13 protein-coding genes are annotated in these 15,011 nt (G+C 58.8%); 9 read left to right on the top strand and 4 right to left on the bottom strand.

Translation table 11 applies throughout. The features are described 5' to 3' along the window. Positions 1 to 403 precede the first annotated feature (403 nt). Genes N5K27_RS26880 through N5K27_RS26865 form a run of 4 tightly spaced genes read right to left on the bottom strand, consistent with a single transcriptional unit; the run spans position 404 to position 5,947 of the window. Positions 404 to 2,656 (bottom strand): polysaccharide biosynthesis tyrosine autokinase, encoded by a 2,253-nt coding sequence (locus N5K27_RS26880; protein WP_279820570.1) that lies wholly within the window; start codon positions 2,654 to 2,656, stop codon positions 404 to 406. A 12-nt stretch (positions 2,657 to 2,668) separates the two neighbouring features. Continuing rightward, the gene (locus N5K27_RS26875; RefSeq protein ID WP_279820568.1) at positions 2,669 to 3,817 is read right to left on the bottom strand and encodes a polysaccharide biosynthesis/export family protein; all 1,149 of its coding nucleotides are present in this window, start codon (positions 3,815 to 3,817) and stop codon (positions 2,669 to 2,671) included. Between the two features lie 38 nt (positions 3,818 to 3,855). Next, positions 3,856 to 4,374, bottom strand: coding sequence for a low molecular weight protein-tyrosine-phosphatase (locus tag N5K27_RS26870; RefSeq protein WP_279820566.1), 519 nt, complete (start codon positions 4,372 to 4,374; stop codon positions 3,856 to 3,858). A gap of 7 nt (positions 4,375 to 4,381) precedes the next feature. Further along, positions 4,382 to 5,947, bottom strand: a complete 1,566-nt coding sequence (locus N5K27_RS26865) for a capsule assembly Wzi family protein (protein WP_279820564.1) — start codon at positions 5,945 to 5,947, stop codon at positions 4,382 to 4,384. Between the two features lie 317 nt (positions 5,948 to 6,264). On the opposite strand from N5K27_RS26865, the gene galU reads away from it, so the two are divergent. The 9 genes from galU to N5K27_RS26820 all read left to right on the top strand — a co-directional run bounded on the left by galU (position 6,265) and on the right by N5K27_RS26820 (position 14,986). Next, positions 6,265 to 7,107 (top strand): UTP--glucose-1-phosphate uridylyltransferase GalU, encoded by an 843-nt coding sequence (gene galU, locus N5K27_RS26860; RefSeq protein WP_279820563.1) that lies wholly within the window; start codon positions 6,265 to 6,267, stop codon positions 7,105 to 7,107. A gap of 70 nt (positions 7,108 to 7,177) precedes the next feature. Beyond that, a complete protein-coding gene (gene lptG, locus N5K27_RS26855; RefSeq protein WP_132979003.1) occupies positions 7,178 to 8,356 on the top strand; it encodes an LPS export ABC transporter permease LptG in 1,179 nt (392 codons plus the stop codon). Then, complete coding sequence (locus N5K27_RS26850; protein WP_279820560.1) at positions 8,353 to 9,174, top strand: symmetrical bis(5'-nucleosyl)-tetraphosphatase; 822 nt, start codon at positions 8,353 to 8,355, stop codon at positions 9,172 to 9,174. The genes lptG and N5K27_RS26850 overlap by 4 nt, the downstream gene beginning before the upstream one ends. A gap of 25 nt (positions 9,175 to 9,199) precedes the next feature. Continuing rightward, the gene (rfbC, locus tag N5K27_RS26845; RefSeq protein WP_279820558.1) at positions 9,200 to 9,766 is read left to right on the top strand and encodes a dTDP-4-dehydrorhamnose 3,5-epimerase; all 567 of its coding nucleotides are present in this window, start codon (positions 9,200 to 9,202) and stop codon (positions 9,764 to 9,766) included. After that, a complete protein-coding gene (gene rfbD / locus N5K27_RS26840; RefSeq protein WP_279820556.1) occupies positions 9,763 to 10,644 on the top strand; it encodes a dTDP-4-dehydrorhamnose reductase in 882 nt (293 codons plus the stop codon). Before rfbC ends, rfbD begins: the two co-directional genes overlap by 4 nt. Then, on the top strand, positions 10,641 to 11,654 hold the full coding sequence (rfbB, locus tag N5K27_RS26835; protein WP_279820554.1) for a dTDP-glucose 4,6-dehydratase: 1,014 nt from the start codon (positions 10,641 to 10,643) through the stop codon (positions 11,652 to 11,654). The genes rfbD and rfbB overlap by 4 nt, the downstream gene beginning before the upstream one ends. Before the next feature lie 31 nt (positions 11,655 to 11,685). Continuing rightward, on the top strand, positions 11,686 to 12,429 hold the full coding sequence (locus N5K27_RS26830) for a GntR family transcriptional regulator (RefSeq protein WP_165963016.1): 744 nt from the start codon (positions 11,686 to 11,688) through the stop codon (positions 12,427 to 12,429). A 146-nt stretch (positions 12,430 to 12,575) separates the two neighbouring features. After that, positions 12,576 to 13,892 (top strand): Rieske 2Fe-2S domain-containing protein, encoded by a 1,317-nt coding sequence (locus tag N5K27_RS26825; protein WP_087840915.1) that lies wholly within the window; start codon positions 12,576 to 12,578, stop codon positions 13,890 to 13,892. Positions 13,893 to 14,017: 125 nt separating this feature from the next. Next, the gene (locus N5K27_RS26820) at positions 14,018 to 14,986 is read left to right on the top strand and encodes a tripartite tricarboxylate transporter substrate binding protein (RefSeq protein WP_087840916.1); all 969 of its coding nucleotides are present in this window, start codon (positions 14,018 to 14,020) and stop codon (positions 14,984 to 14,986) included. Positions 14,987 to 15,011: the final 25 nt, after the last annotated feature.

The raw sequence follows: 15,011 nt of genomic DNA, 5'->3' as shown, positions 1-15,011 counted from the left end.
TCGATCTGAGCCGAGAAGAGAAAGGCGAGGAGTGCGTGCTCTTGCGACCCTGCCGACGAGACTATAGCAAGTCCAGATAGCAACGCTAAGACATCTCATCAACAGAGAACCGGTCAACTTGGGCAAGAAGCTTGCAGATATAGAAACTCGAGTTAATTATGAACGATAACAATATTCACTGCTTCGGAAGAACATAGTTATCATTGAGTATCGATAATGGTTCAGCCAAAAGTGCCAAATATATTAAAAAACAAAGATACTCTATTTTTGCCTTTAGTTTTAAACTCGGCACATTTGGCTAATCAATGACCTGCCGGCGGCAAGACCGAAGACTGGTCGGGATTGTCCGCCGGAGTTGGATTTGAACGAGTTTACTACCTAAATTTGACGACGCATCTCTTGGCTAGGCTTTGTTACCGTAACCATAATAATATCTATATGCATAGCCATAGCCAACTCGACGGCGTTTTATTCCGTTAAATATGACACCCTTAACCCGGGTACCTGTGGCTTCTAATTTTCGAACAGCATCTCGCACTTCACCTAGAGTGCTCACTTCTGATCGAACCACCATTAGGACAGTTGAAGCTTGACTCGCCACAGCCAAAGTATCTCCGACGGGGAGAATCGGCGCTGAATCGAGCAAAATATGATCATATAGCGGCTGAACATCTGATAGCAATTGCGCAAAAGCTTCTGTCAACAGTAATTCGCCGGGGTTCGGTGGAATTTGACCAGACGGCAGTACATCCAACCCATCAATCGATGCAGCGTTGGTTATCAAAACATCTTCAAGACGCTTCTGTCCTGCGAGCAAATTGGATAGGCCCGCGCGCAATTCATATCCAAAATACGTCCCAAGCTGCGGCCGACGCATATCAGTTTCGATTAAGAGAACTCTCTTGCCCGCTGACGCCAACAACGCGCTAAGGTTTGCTGACACGAAGCTTTTTCCCAGCGCAGATGTAGCTCCGGTAATGACAATACTTTTATTTTCCGCTCCAAGCGTCGCGAATGATAGCCCAGTACGGAGAGAGCGCAAGCTTTCAATAGCAGGATCGTCAGGTTGCATGACGGCTAGCAGCTGACTACGGCCGGCAACGATCGCATCGCGCCCTTTTCGATCTCGTTTACTTGAATCCAGTTTTTCTTGGGAAACACTTTCGGGAATACTCGCAAACGACACCAAGCCCGTCGCACGCTCTACTTCTGCCACTTCCCTTACAGTGGGCCGCAGCATTCGAACGACAAATGCTGCAGCTACTCCCAGCATCAACCCAAACAACGCTGCAACACCTACAATTAAGGCTTTTCTTGGAGCAACGGGTAACGTGTCTCGAACCGCGAAATCTATTATTCGAACATTACCAACCGTACCCGCCTTTGCCACCCGAAGCTGTTGAGCATTATTCAATAACGCGACATACAACTCATTACTCACTTCGGCATCACGCTGTAACCGCAATAGATCGCGTTGAGCGGCAGGCAATCGATTCACTTGATCGTTAATAGTTCCACTTTCTTTGTTAATCGCTGCTAGTTGGGATTCAATCGCCTTTAATTCCGGATGCTCTGGACGATAACGTTGACGCAACTCGTCCCTCTTGAGTTGAAGTTGCATCCGCTCTTTTTCAGTTTCTACCGCTTGCTGCAACAGGCTGTCCGTAGCTTTCTCAACACTAACCGTATTAGTTCTCGTACGAAAAGCATTGAGCGCATCTTCCGCACGTATAACACTTTGCTTAATTTGTGGCAGTTGTTCTTCTAAAAATTTTAGGCTTTGATCTGCTTCAGCGCTGCGACGCTCGACGTTCTGAGTCAAATAGGCTCGGGCAATTGCATTTACAAGTCCTCGAGCAAAATCAACATCGGGATCTGTGTAGCTAACTCTAATAACACTACTTTGCTTACCAACCTCCGCAACACTCAGCCCCTGCAAAACATCCCTATAAACATCAACTGTCGAGCGACGAGATACGACGAACTCGGTACCAGGTCGGCCGATTAGCGTTTTAACAGATACAGTCGAAGTTTTTCCGTCTAAAAGGAAAGAAACAACTTCACCGGCACTTCCGGCGGCGACCTTGACTCCATCTTGATCCTCTATTTGATAACCATTATCGGTTACGCGAAAGATGAAATCCTGTCCATACCTTGATTCGGGGATCGAAAAGCTGTCAACAACAAGCTTCTCCCCTCCCCAAGCAAAACTCGTCAGCCCGAATAAGGGGTCTACTGGCCCTCCCTCTTCCGAATGATGTCGACTCCACCACCTTCCAAAAAGAGGAAAATACTTTGGTTCTACAGAAACATCCGCATGCGTAGCAATAATGGCCTTTACTATAACTTCACGCGAGCGTAAGATTTCAACCTCGCCACTTACCGGGCTTGAATTTGCTCCAAGTGCGTCAGCGATATTTTCCAGGCCTCCTAATAATGCACTGGATTTCTTATCTTCCACCTGCACCAACGCATCCGCTTGATAAATAGGAGTAGCAAGCATGGCATATGCTACCCCGATAACGATAGCAGCAACAGCAAAAGCACATATGATCCATATATGCTGTAGAAGCGTGTCGAGAACGTCTGCCAAATTGATTTGGTCTGCCGGTGCAAGCTCAGCATCATTTAATGCGGCGAAATTAGTTTCCTTCATTTCAAATCCGTGTTAGTTTTGGACTGACGCCCGGATCACCGTCGCCGTTGGAATAATATTGTTCACGACACGACCGAACCTTGCCACTCCAGCAGGATCGACATATACAATATCCCGAGACTGTAGATCGAAACGATCTGCCAAGACTAATGCGTCCGGCGCTGCAGCATCTAGATGCCAAATCTGCGGGCGGCCGTTTTCCCCCCAACGTATTACATAGAGCTGACCTGCATTGGCGCTTAAGGGATTAAAACCCCCAGCATCGGAAACTGCTTCTGCTAAGCTAAGGCGGCCTCTGGGCATTACAAGTGACTGAGGCTTCCCCACTTCCCCTAGCACAAATACCTTATTATATCGATTTTCCGAAATCGTTAAGATATCTCCGGGCTCAAGCTGTTTATTTTGAGAGATATCCCCCTCATAATACAGCGCATACAAATCGATCGGGACCTTTTCGCCCTTTCGCATGAGGACAGCCGATTTCAAATCAGCTTCTGGCTTTAACCCTTCTGCTTGAGTAATTAAATCGGTAATCGTAAGAGGAACATCTGTAATAGGAACCACACCTGGTTTCCCAACCTGCCCCATCACAAAGGCGCGTTTGCCACGATAGTTCAGTACCGATACATCCACTTGCGGTTCGACCAGCACTGCCGATAGTTTTTTCGTCAAGTCATTTCGGATTTCTTGTACGGTCCGCCCCGCAGCTTTGACTTGCCCTGCATACGGGTAGAAAAAATTTCCATCATTATTTACTATCCTCCCCTGAAGATCATTCAAGACACCGGAGGGATTATTTAATTCTGGGTGATTCCAGACGGTAATACGCAACACGTCTTGAGGTGCAACGGTATAAACATACGAGCCCTTTTGATGGCTCGACGCTTCAGTTCGGAGCTTATTTATTTTTTCTGCGGCAATTTCCTTTTCGCGAGATTGCCTTGCAATCACGTCAGGATTAATAGAAAAAATATCAGCTCGCTCTTCCACCGACTCTGTCCCTGTAGCGTCATAGACATAAGCTCGGTCTGTTTCGTTTATTTTTGCAGAGACACCTAAATACTGGCCAGGCACCAGTGAACATCCCACTAGAGATACCAAACCAACCAAGCTGCCTCCTACCTTCAAGGGGACAGCTGAGAGTAAAACATGGGGTTTCATAAAATCAGGAACTCCTTTAATTGGCAAATAGGCAAGCTCTACGCGACGACACGGAGCATGCCGGCTTCATGCAACCGCCTTAGCCATTCTTTCGCACCGCTATCGCATTGATCCCAGGCGAGTTCAAATGCAGACAACGGTTCGTTAATGGGATCTGCAATTTCTTGGCTTGACCATTGTCCTAAAAGAAAGGTCTTACCTGTGGCGGTGGGGAAGCGCTGCTGCACTTCGCGCCTGTGCCCTGCATCCATCACGAACACTACCGTTGCCATTGCCATATCAGCGCTTGTGACTGCTGCCGCCCGTTTTCCTTCATTTAGCGGAATTCCTTTAGCCTGAGCGACAGCTACTGCATGTGGATGAGGCCGACGTCCAACAGGTGCCGCTAGCCCCCTAGACATAACGACCGCGTCCAATTTCAACTCATCCATACGGCGGGCAAACAACGCTTCTGCCATTGGACTGCGACAAACATTGCCAGTACACAATACGAGCAAAACAGGAGAACTGTGAGTAGAAAGCATAATAAACTTCGAATAGGACTTACCTTGCTTCACAGTGAAGTCAATTAACGAGGTCTTTCCCCAATGGAATATTCATTGAAAACATTAAGCTAAATCCGTTCTCGATGCTTCCAGCAGATCGACGCAGTATGGAAAGACCTGCCCGAAACGTTGCGGGGCGAAGACGCCAGCTATATGCCAATTCGCCGCCGTACCAGCGTGCATTCTTCGGAAACGCCTGATTAATTGCTTGGTTCGCCTCATTGACTTCAGCCTGCAAAATGCGAACGCTGTATCTTGAGAAATAGCGAAAATCGTCCGGTATCAACGTGACACCAGCCGACAACATTCGGCCGCTCCCTCCAATGGGATGTGCAATGGGTAGTCCATCATGGTATAACCCATTCTGATAGGTACTGTGGCTATATGCTATTCCCAGCATGCCGTCCCGTAATCCAAAAATTCTGCTAGCGGTTGTATCAGCACCTTCCGCATACCATTGGACACGAGTTGCGCCAACCGTATGTTTATACTGCACGCCCCCTTGAACCAAATAGTGGGAAGGTACCCCCCCCGCTTCGTCCTCACCTGCGAGCTGCCCGTATAAAGTAAGAGGATTTTCCCTCAATTTAAAGGTATAGCGGAAATCAAATCCGGACAATTCATTGCTGGGATCTCGACGCGGGCCTTGTTCATTCGAATTTCCCTTTATAGCATTCCAAAAAGAGCCCCATCCGTTATCACGTCCACTTCCTCCCCACTCGATAAAACGAGAAGCTCCGAGCTCAAGCCCCTCAATAGGACGGGCGAACACTCGCATGTTGATCACTCGAGCGCGAGGAACTGCAGTATCGTGCTGCAATTGGCCCAAGAATAAGTCATAACCCCAGGGGCCAATCCAAGAAAACCATTTACTCTCAGGTGCTGTCTGCCTTGATCGCTGTAATCCAACACCGGGGATAGCCGTTCCGGCGTTCCCCCAGTTTAGACTTCCATCTACTCCTGGCCCCCAATAATGTGCTAACTGGCCAACATATAACGCCTGCCCTAAAAATTGAGCAGACAAGTAACTGCCCTCCCAATTAGCTTTCGATTGCTTATTGGTAAGCGGATCCAACAATCCGTTTAGCTGCAGCTTACCGGCGTAAGTGTCTCCTCCACCTTGAAGATAAACACCCCCCGTGGCTGCTCCCCGACTCTGCGCGGCAAATCCTAACTGTGGCAACGAGTCAGTATTGAGGTGCCCAGTAAGGCCAAAATTGAATTGCCTTTGATCATCCAGATAGCGGCGCACGGCCAAGATCGCATGCACGTCAGCTCTATTTAGTCCCGTCTTCTTGCGAGCTTCCAAAGCATTCTCTAACGCTGACACCGGGAGTGGCCACGTAGAGGTAGACACATACCCAATAATTCCGCGATCAACCAGCCACTGAATATCATCTCTCAGTTCTTGGTTGCCTGCTTCAATCATGGCCGCATTTTGTGCCCAACTATTACTAGCCACTAGGACACCAGCAGCACCTACCAAACAGGCTGCAATGGATCGTGCGGCACGCTTATAGGTGGACAAATCCGATCGAATCAGGCCGCTTTTATGCACGATAGGCATCAGGAAAGAGTTGCCCATGGACTAAGGGTTAACCCTATGATCCATAGAAGAAGGAAAGGCGAGCAAACATACCATGAAACCTAATCCCCCCATATCGCCCTTAATTTCTATAACAAATTTGCGATCATCCTCGATGGAAGGCTTCATGCTCAGCAGCTATGCGTCACGTCGACTCGACATGATAGCCCCCGTAACCAGACTTTGATCAACGGTAACAGGCGCTTTTTCCTTTTTCCTTGAGCTCAATTTCCACCCTTCCGCTCCCCCGGAACGAGAAGCAAGTCGAGTAACATGCCTAGCAACCTCACATTCTTACCTCTTCTCGAGTCTCTTCTATGAAACCGATCCGTACCGCCGTCTTCCCCGTTGCGGGGCTGGGCACCCGTTTCCTTCCTGCAACAAAGGCCATGCCCAAGGAGATGCTACCCGTCATCGACAAGCCCCTGATCCAGTACGCCGTCGAGGAAGCGGTGGCGGCGGGGATCTCTACGATGGTCTTCATCACCGGCCGCAACAAGCGGGCGATCGAGGATCACTTCGATACGATCCCCGAGCTGGAAGCCGAGCTGGTGGCCAAGCACAAGATCGAGCTGCTGCGCACGGTGAAGAACATCATCCCGCCATCGGTGAACTGTATCTATATTAGGCAGCCTGCTCCCCTGGGTCTGGGCCACGCGGTATTGTGCGCCGAACCGGTGGTGGGCCGGGAGCCGTTCGCGGTCCTGCTGGCCGACGATCTGATCGATGCCGACGTGCCTGTTACAAAGCAGTTGGTCGATGCCGCGCTGGCGAACGGCGGTAGCGTGCTGGGGGTGCAGGACGTGGACCGGCAGGATACGTCGAAGTACGGGATCGTCGACACGCGGGACGCTTCGGGGCAGACCGCCCAGGTGTTCAACATGGTGGAGAAGCCGGCTCCGGAGGACGCCCCGTCCACGCTGGCGGTGGTGGGCCGCTATGTGCTTGAAGGCGAGATATTCGATCACTTGCGTACGTTGGGCAAGGGCGCCGGCGGCGAGATCCAGTTGACGGATGGGATCGCGGCGCTGATGCAGGCCAAGCGGAAGGTGTTCGCGCATCGCTATGACGGCAAGCGTTACGACTGCGGCAGCAAGACGGGGCTGTTCGAGGCCACGGTCGCGCTGGGCAGGAAGTATCACGGTTTCGAAGTGAAGTAAGCTGCGGCGGGCCGGCCTTTGGGCGCCGGCCATCCTTTACACTAACGGGCCGCCCGTTTCCCTACACGCCGTGAAGACCGCCCGCCGCTACCTGGCCACCGAAATCTATCGTTCCTCGTCCGTCGTCCTCATGGCGCTGGTGGGGTTGTTCTCGTTCTTCGCCCTGGTGGATGATCTGGACCAGGTGGGCCGCGGCGGCTTCAAGCTGTATCACCTGCTGTTCCTGGAGTTGCTGGCGCTGCCGACGCGGATCTATGACATCCTGCCCATCGGTCTGCTGATCGGGGCGATCCTGGCGCTGGCGGGGCTGGCGCAGCGGCACGAGCTGGTGATCCTGCGGGTGTCGGGGGTAAGCGGAATGCGGCTGCTGGGGATGCTGTGGCTGGTGTCGGTGCCGGTGATGATGCTGGCGATCGTGCTGGCGGAGTGGTTGACGCCGGCGGCCGAGATCAAGCTGAACGAGACGCGCCTGACGATCACGGGCAGCGCGGGTGGCCGGTCTTCGGGGGTGCTGCGCAGCGGCTATTGGTTCAAGGAGGACGCCGCGACCGGCGAGCGCATCATCAATGTGGGAGCGATGCAGGCCGGCGGCGGCGCCTCGGATGTGACGCTGTACGATTTCACACCGTCGCGGCAGCTGGCGTCGATCACGCAGGCGAAGACGGCCAGTTTCGGTACGAATGAGCTGCGTCTGCATGACGTGGCGATCACGACGGTTTCCCCCACGCTGGAGTCTTCGTTGCACGCGGGGACGCGGGCGACGCAGGCGCCGGTGGTGGTGACCCGGGAGGCCGAGCGTACGGTGTCGACGACGCTGACGCCGGAATTGCTGCTTGCCCGGGTGCTGACGCCGGAGCGGATGTCGTTCACGGATCTGCTGGATTATGTGGGCTATCTGAACAAGAACCATCTGACGTCGGACCGGCAGATCGTAGCCATCTGGCGGAAGTTGATCTATCCGTTCACGCTCCTGGCGATGATCACGATCGCGGCGCCCGTGGGGTTCATGCAGACGCGGCGCGGCGGGGTGGGGGTGAAGATTTTCCTGGGCATTCTGCTGGGCGTGGGCTTTTTCATGTTGAATCAGCTGGCGCTGAACGTGGGCATGTTGAATCGCTGGCCGGCCTGGGTGACGGCGGTCGCGCCCAATGCGCTGGCGCTGGGGCTGGCGTTGCTGGCGATGCTGGGAATGGAGTACGGCAATCTGCTGCGCGCCCGGTGGCGGCAGGCGGCCGGTGCGGCGACATGAGTATCTGGATGATCGGCGACCTGCAGGGGTGCTGCGCGCCGCTGGAGTCGCTGCTTGCGCGGCCGGAGATCGCGGGCGATGCCGATGCGCGGTTCTGGTTCGCGGGTGACCTGGTGAACCGGGGGCCGGCCTCGCTGGCGACGATACGCAAGGTGATGTCGCTGGGCGAGCGGGCGGTGGCGGTGCTGGGCAATCACGACTTGCACCTGCTGGCGGTGGCCGCCGGGCTGCACAAGGTGGGCAAGTCGGACACGATCCAGGAGATCCTGGATGCGCCGGATGCCGCCGACATATTGACCTGGCTGCGGCATCGGCCGTTGGCGCATTTCCAGTTGGGACATCTGATGGTGCACGCGGGCGTGCTGCCCGGCTGGACGGCGGCGCAGACGCTGGCGCTGGCCGGCGAGGTGGAGGCGACGCTGCGCGGGCCCCACTGGCAGGATTTCCTGGGGCAGATGTACGGCAATCAGCCGGCGGCCTGGGATGACGGGCTGCAAGGCGCGGATCGGCTGCGGGTGATCGTGAATGCATTGACGCGGATGCGTTTCTGCGCGGCAGACGGCACGATGGAGTTCGCGGCCAAGGCGAACGCCAGGCATGCGCCGGACGGGTTCATGCCTTGGTTCGACGTGCCGGGCCGGGCGACGGAGTCGGTCACGGTGGTGTTCGGGCATTGGTCGACGCTGGGTCTGCTGGAGCGTCCGGGCCTGCTGTCGCTGGACACGGGCTGTGTCTGGGGCGGGCAACTGACCGCCGCGCGCCTGGAGGACCACAAGCTGGTGCAGGTGGCCTGCCAGCAGTATCAGGTGCCGGGCTGATCGCCCGCCGGCAATAGGTGTGACCGTGGACGTGCTGGAAACCCGCCTGCCGGAAGTGCTGGTGTTGGCGCCCGAGGTGCGGCGCGATGCGCGCGGGTATTTCGTGGAAACGTTCCGGGCGAGCTGGCTGGAGCAGGCCGGCATCCAGGCGGAGTTCGTGCAGGAGAATCAATCGCTGTCGCGGCGCGGCGTGCTGCGCGGGCTGCATTTCCAGTGGCCGGGCGCGCAGGGCAAGCTGGTGCGGGTGGCGCGGGGCCGGATCTTCGACGTGGCGGTGGACGTGCGGCTGGGATCGCCGCGTTTCGGCGCCTGGGTGGGCACGGAACTGGATGGCGAGGCCCACCGGCAGGTGTGGATTCCCGCCGGATTCGCCCATGGCTTCTGTGTGCTGTCAGACGAGGCCGAGGTCGTCTACAAGTGCACGGCCTATTACGATGCGGCCGCCGAGGCCGGCGTGCGCTGGAACGACCCGGCGCTGGATATCGCCTGGCCCGGCGCGGGTCCGTATGTCCTGTCGGCCAAGGACGAGGCGCAGCCGCTGCTGGCCGACCTGCCGCGCGACCGTTTGCCGCCCTATCGGGGTACGCCATGACCATCCTGGTCGCGGGCGCCGGCGGGCAGTTGGGGCGCGAGCTGGTGTTGCGCGGCGCGGCGCTGGGGGTCGTGGGGCTGGATCATGGGCAGTGGGACGTGAGCGATCCCGCGGCGACCGCCCGCATCGTGGCCGAGTATCGTCCCCGGGTGGTGATCAACGCGGCCGCCCATACGGCGGTGGACAAGGCGGAAGGCGAGCCCGAGCGGGCCCTGGCGGTGAACCGGGATGGCGTCCGTCATCTGGCCCGGGCCTGCGCGGCCCAGGGCGCGGCGCTGCTGCATCTGTCGACCTGCTATGTATTCGACGGCGCCAAGGGCGCTCCCTATACCGAGGATGACGCCCCGCATCCGCTGAATGTCTACGGCCGCAGCAAGTGGGAGGGGGAACGGCTGCTGCCGGCTCTGCTGCCCCGCCATCTGACGCTGCGGGTGTCGTGGGTGTTCGGCGCGCATGGCGGGAACTTCGTCCGCACGATGCTGCGGCTGGCCGGCGAAGGCCGGCCGCTGCGCGTGGTGGCGGACCAGACGGGCACGCCCACGCACGCGGGCGACATCGCGCGAGCCCTGCTGTGCCTGGCGGCGCGCATCCAGGACGGCGAGGCGCTGCCCTGGGGCACGTATCATTACCCGGGCGGGCCGGCGACGACCTGGCATGGCTTCGCCCAGGACATCATGGCCCGGGCGCGCGATACGGGCCTGCTGGACACCGCGCCCCCGGTGGCGGCCATCGGCAGCGGCGACTACCCCGCGGCGGCCCGGCGGCCGCGCTATTCGGTCCTGGACGGCACGCGGGGCCGCGGGGTCCTGGGACTGGAACCGGCCGACTGGCGCGCGGGATTGCAAGAGGTGTTGTCCGCATGGAAGGACGCGGCATGAATCATGTTCCCCGGCATGTCCTGGTCACGGGCGGCGCCGGTTTCATCGGATCGAACTTCGTGGCCTATCTGCTGGCCAGCGATCCCGGCGTGCGGGTGGTCAATCTGGACCTGATGACCTACGCGGCCGACCCCGGCATTCTTCCCCGCTTCGATGCCAGCGGCCGCCATGTGTTCGTCCACGGCGACATCTGCGACGCGGAACTGGTCGCGCGGCTGCTGCGCGAGCACGAGGTCGACACCATCGTCCACTTCGCCGCCGAGACACACGTGGACCGGTCCATTACCGGGCCGGGCGATTTCGTGCGCACCAACGTGGACGGGACCTTCGTGCTGCTGGAGGCGGCGCGGCAGGCCTGGCTGGCCGAGGGCCGCGCCGCCCCGGGGCGGCGTTTCCACCACATTTCCACGGACGAGGTCTATGGCTCGCTGGGGCCGGACGACGCGGCCTTCACCGAGTCCTCGCCCTACGCGCCGAACTCGCCCTACTCCGCCAGCAAGGCGGCTTCGGATCACCTGGTGCGCGCCTATCACCGCACCTATGGGCTGCCGGTGGTGACGACGCATTGCTCGAACAACTACGGCCCCTACCAGCACGACGAGAAGTTCATTCCCACCATCATCCGCTGCTGCCTGGCCGGCCAGCCGATACCGGTATTCGGCACCGGCGGCAATTCGCGCGACTGGCTGTACGTGGACGACCATTGCCGGGGCATCGATCGCGTGCTGCGCGACGGACGCACGGGCGAGACCTACAACATCGGCGGCGGGTGCGAGCTGAACAATATCGAGGTGGCCGAAAAGCTGTGTGCGCTGATGGATGAGCATCATCCCGAGGGCGCGCCGCATCGCCGGCTGATCAGCTTCGTGGCGGACCGGCCGGGGCATGATTGGCGGTATGCGATCGACGCGGGGAAGATGCGGGAGGAGCTGGGGTGGGTGCCGAAAGAAAACTTTGATGCCGCGATAAAGAAGACCGTGGATTGGTATCTGGCCTCCCGCAACAGGTAGAATGATTGGACCAAAGTCCTTATCGGCTGCCATGAAGCTCCCTCCCGCCACGGTCGAATTCTCCGCCATTGCTGCGCCTCGCGCCGTGGATGAAATCGAATCCCAGATCCGCGCCATGGTGGCGCAAGGGTTGCTCAAGCCCGGTGACCGGCTGCCGTCCGAGCGGGACCTGGCGGCCAAGCTGAACGTGAGCCGCAATACGCTGCGCGAGGCGATGCGCACGCTGGAACGGGCCGGCATCCTGGAGATGCGCAAGGGAACGCACGGCGGGGCCTACATCCTGCACGGCAGCTCCGACTCCATCATCGACGGTCTCAGTAATCTCTATCACCTGGGAGCGATCTCGCCCGAGCAACTGACCGAAGCCCGCATCTGGCTGAGCGAGATCGTGGTCCGGGTGGCGTGCGAACGAGCGACGGAGGAAGACCTTCGGGCCCTGGACGAAAACATTCAGGCGGGCCGGCAGGCGATTGCGGATGATCGTTTCGACATCCGCCAGCGGCTACATCGGGAATTCCACCTGATCCTGGCGCGTATGACCCGCAATCCCATTATCGAGGCCACGATGGCCGGCGTGATGGAGGTGATGGGCCTGTTCATCGAACGCATCGGCCCGAGCGAGAACGCCTTTACGGAGCCGGCCCGCGACCGGCTGATGAAGCATTTGCGCAAGCGCGACGCGGAGGCGGCGGTCAAAGAGATGACCTCATACCTCAAGCGCCTGCAGACGCGCTACCTGGACCAGTGGGCCGAGCGCCGGCCGCCGGAACACTGATCCCCGCTCTCGCAATGCGAAAACGCCGCCCTTCCGGGCGGCGTTTTCGTTTGGGGGATGACTATTGCAAAAAACCCTGGACAACTCTTTTGCTGAACTGGTAGATTGCTTGAATGGTTCAACCAATATGGGCACGGAGACAGGAGATGTTGTCGTACGAAGATAACGAGCGCTTGGTCAGGGTCGGACCCGATACGGAGATGGGCAGGCTGATGCGGCTGTACTGGCTGCCCTTCCTGGCCGCCAGGGACGTGGAAGCCGACGGGCAGCCGTACCGGGTGCGCCTGCTGGGCGAGGACCTGGTGGCGTTCCGGGACAGCAGCGGCCGCGTGGGACTGGTAGACCATGCCTGTCCCCATCGGGGCGCGCAGATGGCGTTCGGGCGCAATGAAGAAGACGGGCTACGCTGCATCTACCACGGCTGGAAATTCGGCGTGGATGGCCGCTGCCTGGACATGCCGGCGGAACCCGCCGGATCGGCGATGCCGGGGCGCATGCGCATTAAGTCCTATCCGGTGCGCGAGCGTCATGGCGTGCTCTGGACTTACATGGGACCGGAGGCGGGAAATCCTCCACCGCTGCCCGATATGGAATGGAACCTGGTGCCGGAAGACCAGGTCGTGGTGACGCTGCGGGTGCAGGAGTGCAATTGGCTGCAGGCGCTGGAGGGCGAGATCGATTCCGCCCACGCGGCGATCCTGCATGGCCGGGTGGACGGCGGCACCGTGAATCAGTGGCGCCAGGCCCAGGACCTGATGCCCAGCTTCGAGTGCCAGCAGCACGACGCCGGCATCAGCATCGCGGCGCGGCGCAAGGTGGGCGACGAGCAGAACTACGTCCGGGTCAATCAGTTCCTGATGCCCTTCTGGACGCTGGTGCCGCCGCAGTCGCAGTTTCCTGAACTGAGCGGCCACGCCTGGGTGCCGATCGACGACGAGCACACGCTGTGCATGATGTTCTCGTACCACCCTTCGAAGACTTTCTACGAGAAGAGCCGCAAGGTATTCAAAGAGGGCTACAACGGCCGCGAAACGGGCCACGCCTCGGACCACTCGTTCGAACAGCGCCCGCCCACGGACCCTTATCACACGTACTGGAGCAAGTTCAATCGCGGCAATGCCTATCAGTTCGACTACCGCTCGCAGGTGGAGAAGTACAAGGCAGGCTTACCGGGGTTGTGGGTGCAGGATGCCGCATGCCAGTCGGGCGTGGCGCCGATCTACGACCGCACGCGCGAGCACCTGGGCACCACCGACACCGGCATCGCGCGCACGCGGCGCTTCCTGCTGGAAGCCTTGAAGCGGCTGGCGACGGAACAAGCCGAGCCGGTTTCGGTCCGCCAGCCGGAGCTGTTCATGCTGCGCGCCATCTCCGTCACGATCCCTGAGGGAAGCGACTGGATGGCGGCCGGCCGGGACCTGATGCGGGCCCGGCTGGGCGAGGACTTCGGCTACACCCCTTGACCCGCGACGGATCCGGCTTTGCCGGTCCCCAGGTAGAGCCCCCCAGGGGACTCGTGCAAGCGCATAGGGGGGAAACACAACAGGCGCGCACCCTTTCATCGAATCCGCGCCAAGGAGACGACATCATGATTTTGCATCGCATCGAGTGGCGCCTGGCATTGGGCGCGGCCTGTGTCTCGCTGTCCGCCGCCGCGGGCGCTTCGGACTATCCCAGCAAACCCATCCAGATCATCGTGCCGTACGCGCCAGGCGGTTCGACCGACCAGTTGGCGCGCGCGCTGCAAAAGCCGATGAGCGACGCGCTCGGTCAGCAGGTGGTGGTGATCAACAAACCTGGCGCGGGCGGCACCATAGGCACCGACCAGGTCGTGCGTGCCGAACCCGACGGCTATACGCTGGTCTTCGGCAATAGCGGACCCAATGCCATTGTCGCGCTGACACGGAAGATTCCGTACGACCTGTTCAAGGATCTCAAGCCCGTATCGACCGTGGCCTTGACGCCGATGATCCTGGCCGTCCCGACCGACAGTCCCGCCAAGACGGTGAAGGATTTCATCGCCTATGCGAAGAAACAGGACGGCAAGATGAACTTCGGCTCGGTGGGCGCGGGTTCGCTATCGCATTTGACGGGCGAATATTTCAACGACATGGCCGGCTTGCATATGCAGCACGTGCCTTATACCGGGGGCGCACCCATGCTGCCGGCCTTCATCGGCGGCGAGATCCAGGCCGCGTTCGTGACCGGCCTGGACGGCGCGACCATGCTGGCCTCGGGCAAGGTGCGCTACCTGGCGGTGGGTACCGAGCGTCCGACTGACGTGGCACCCGGCTTGCCCGCCATCGCCGCCGACGTACCGGGTTTTCGCAGCGTGGCCTGGTTCGGCGTGCTGGCCCCCAAGGGCACGCCCGACGCCATCGTCGCCAAGCTCAATCGAGCCGTGGCCACCGCGGTTGCCAATCCCGAGGTGAACAAGCTGTTCCGCGAGCGTTGGATCGAACCTCACAGCAGCACTCCGCAGGAACTGACCGACATCATCAAGAGCGAAGTTGCGCAATGGAAGCCTGTGGTCCAGAAGGCGAATATCCAGAACTGACGCTTTCCATGCATTAGGAACCCAA

This window comes from Pigmentiphaga sp. GD03639, from assembly GCF_029845405.1.
Classification (GTDB): Bacteria; Pseudomonadota; Gammaproteobacteria; order Burkholderiales; family Burkholderiaceae_B; genus Pigmentiphaga; species Pigmentiphaga daeguensis.
Note: the sequence above shows the minus strand (reverse complement) of the source record. Positions and strands in the feature narration are given on the sequence as shown.

Coding starts and splice junctions, on each gene's coding strand:
- N5K27_RS26850 (WP_279820560.1), top strand. CDS start 8,353: ATGAGTATCTGGATGATCGGCGACCTGCAGGGGTGCTGCGCGCCGCTG.
- N5K27_RS26875 (WP_279820568.1), bottom strand. CDS start 3,817: ATGAAACCCCATGTTTTACTCTCAGCTGTCCCCTTGAAGGTAGGAGGC.
- N5K27_RS26820 (WP_087840916.1), top strand. CDS start 14,018: ATGATTTTGCATCGCATCGAGTGGCGCCTGGCATTGGGCGCGGCCTGT.
- N5K27_RS26865 (WP_279820564.1), bottom strand. CDS start 5,947: ATGGGCAACTCTTTCCTGATGCCTATCGTGCATAAAAGCGGCCTGATT.
- N5K27_RS26880 (WP_279820570.1), bottom strand. CDS start 2,656: ATGAAGGAAACTAATTTCGCCGCATTAAATGATGCTGAGCTTGCACCG.
- rfbD (WP_279820556.1), top strand. CDS start 9,763: ATGACCATCCTGGTCGCGGGCGCCGGCGGGCAGTTGGGGCGCGAGCTG.
- N5K27_RS26825 (WP_087840915.1), top strand. CDS start 12,576: ATGTTGTCGTACGAAGATAACGAGCGCTTGGTCAGGGTCGGACCCGAT.
- rfbB (WP_279820554.1), top strand. CDS start 10,641: ATGAATCATGTTCCCCGGCATGTCCTGGTCACGGGCGGCGCCGGTTTC.
- galU (WP_279820563.1), top strand. CDS start 6,265: ATGAAACCGATCCGTACCGCCGTCTTCCCCGTTGCGGGGCTGGGCACC.
- N5K27_RS26830 (WP_165963016.1), top strand. CDS start 11,686: ATGAAGCTCCCTCCCGCCACGGTCGAATTCTCCGCCATTGCTGCGCCT.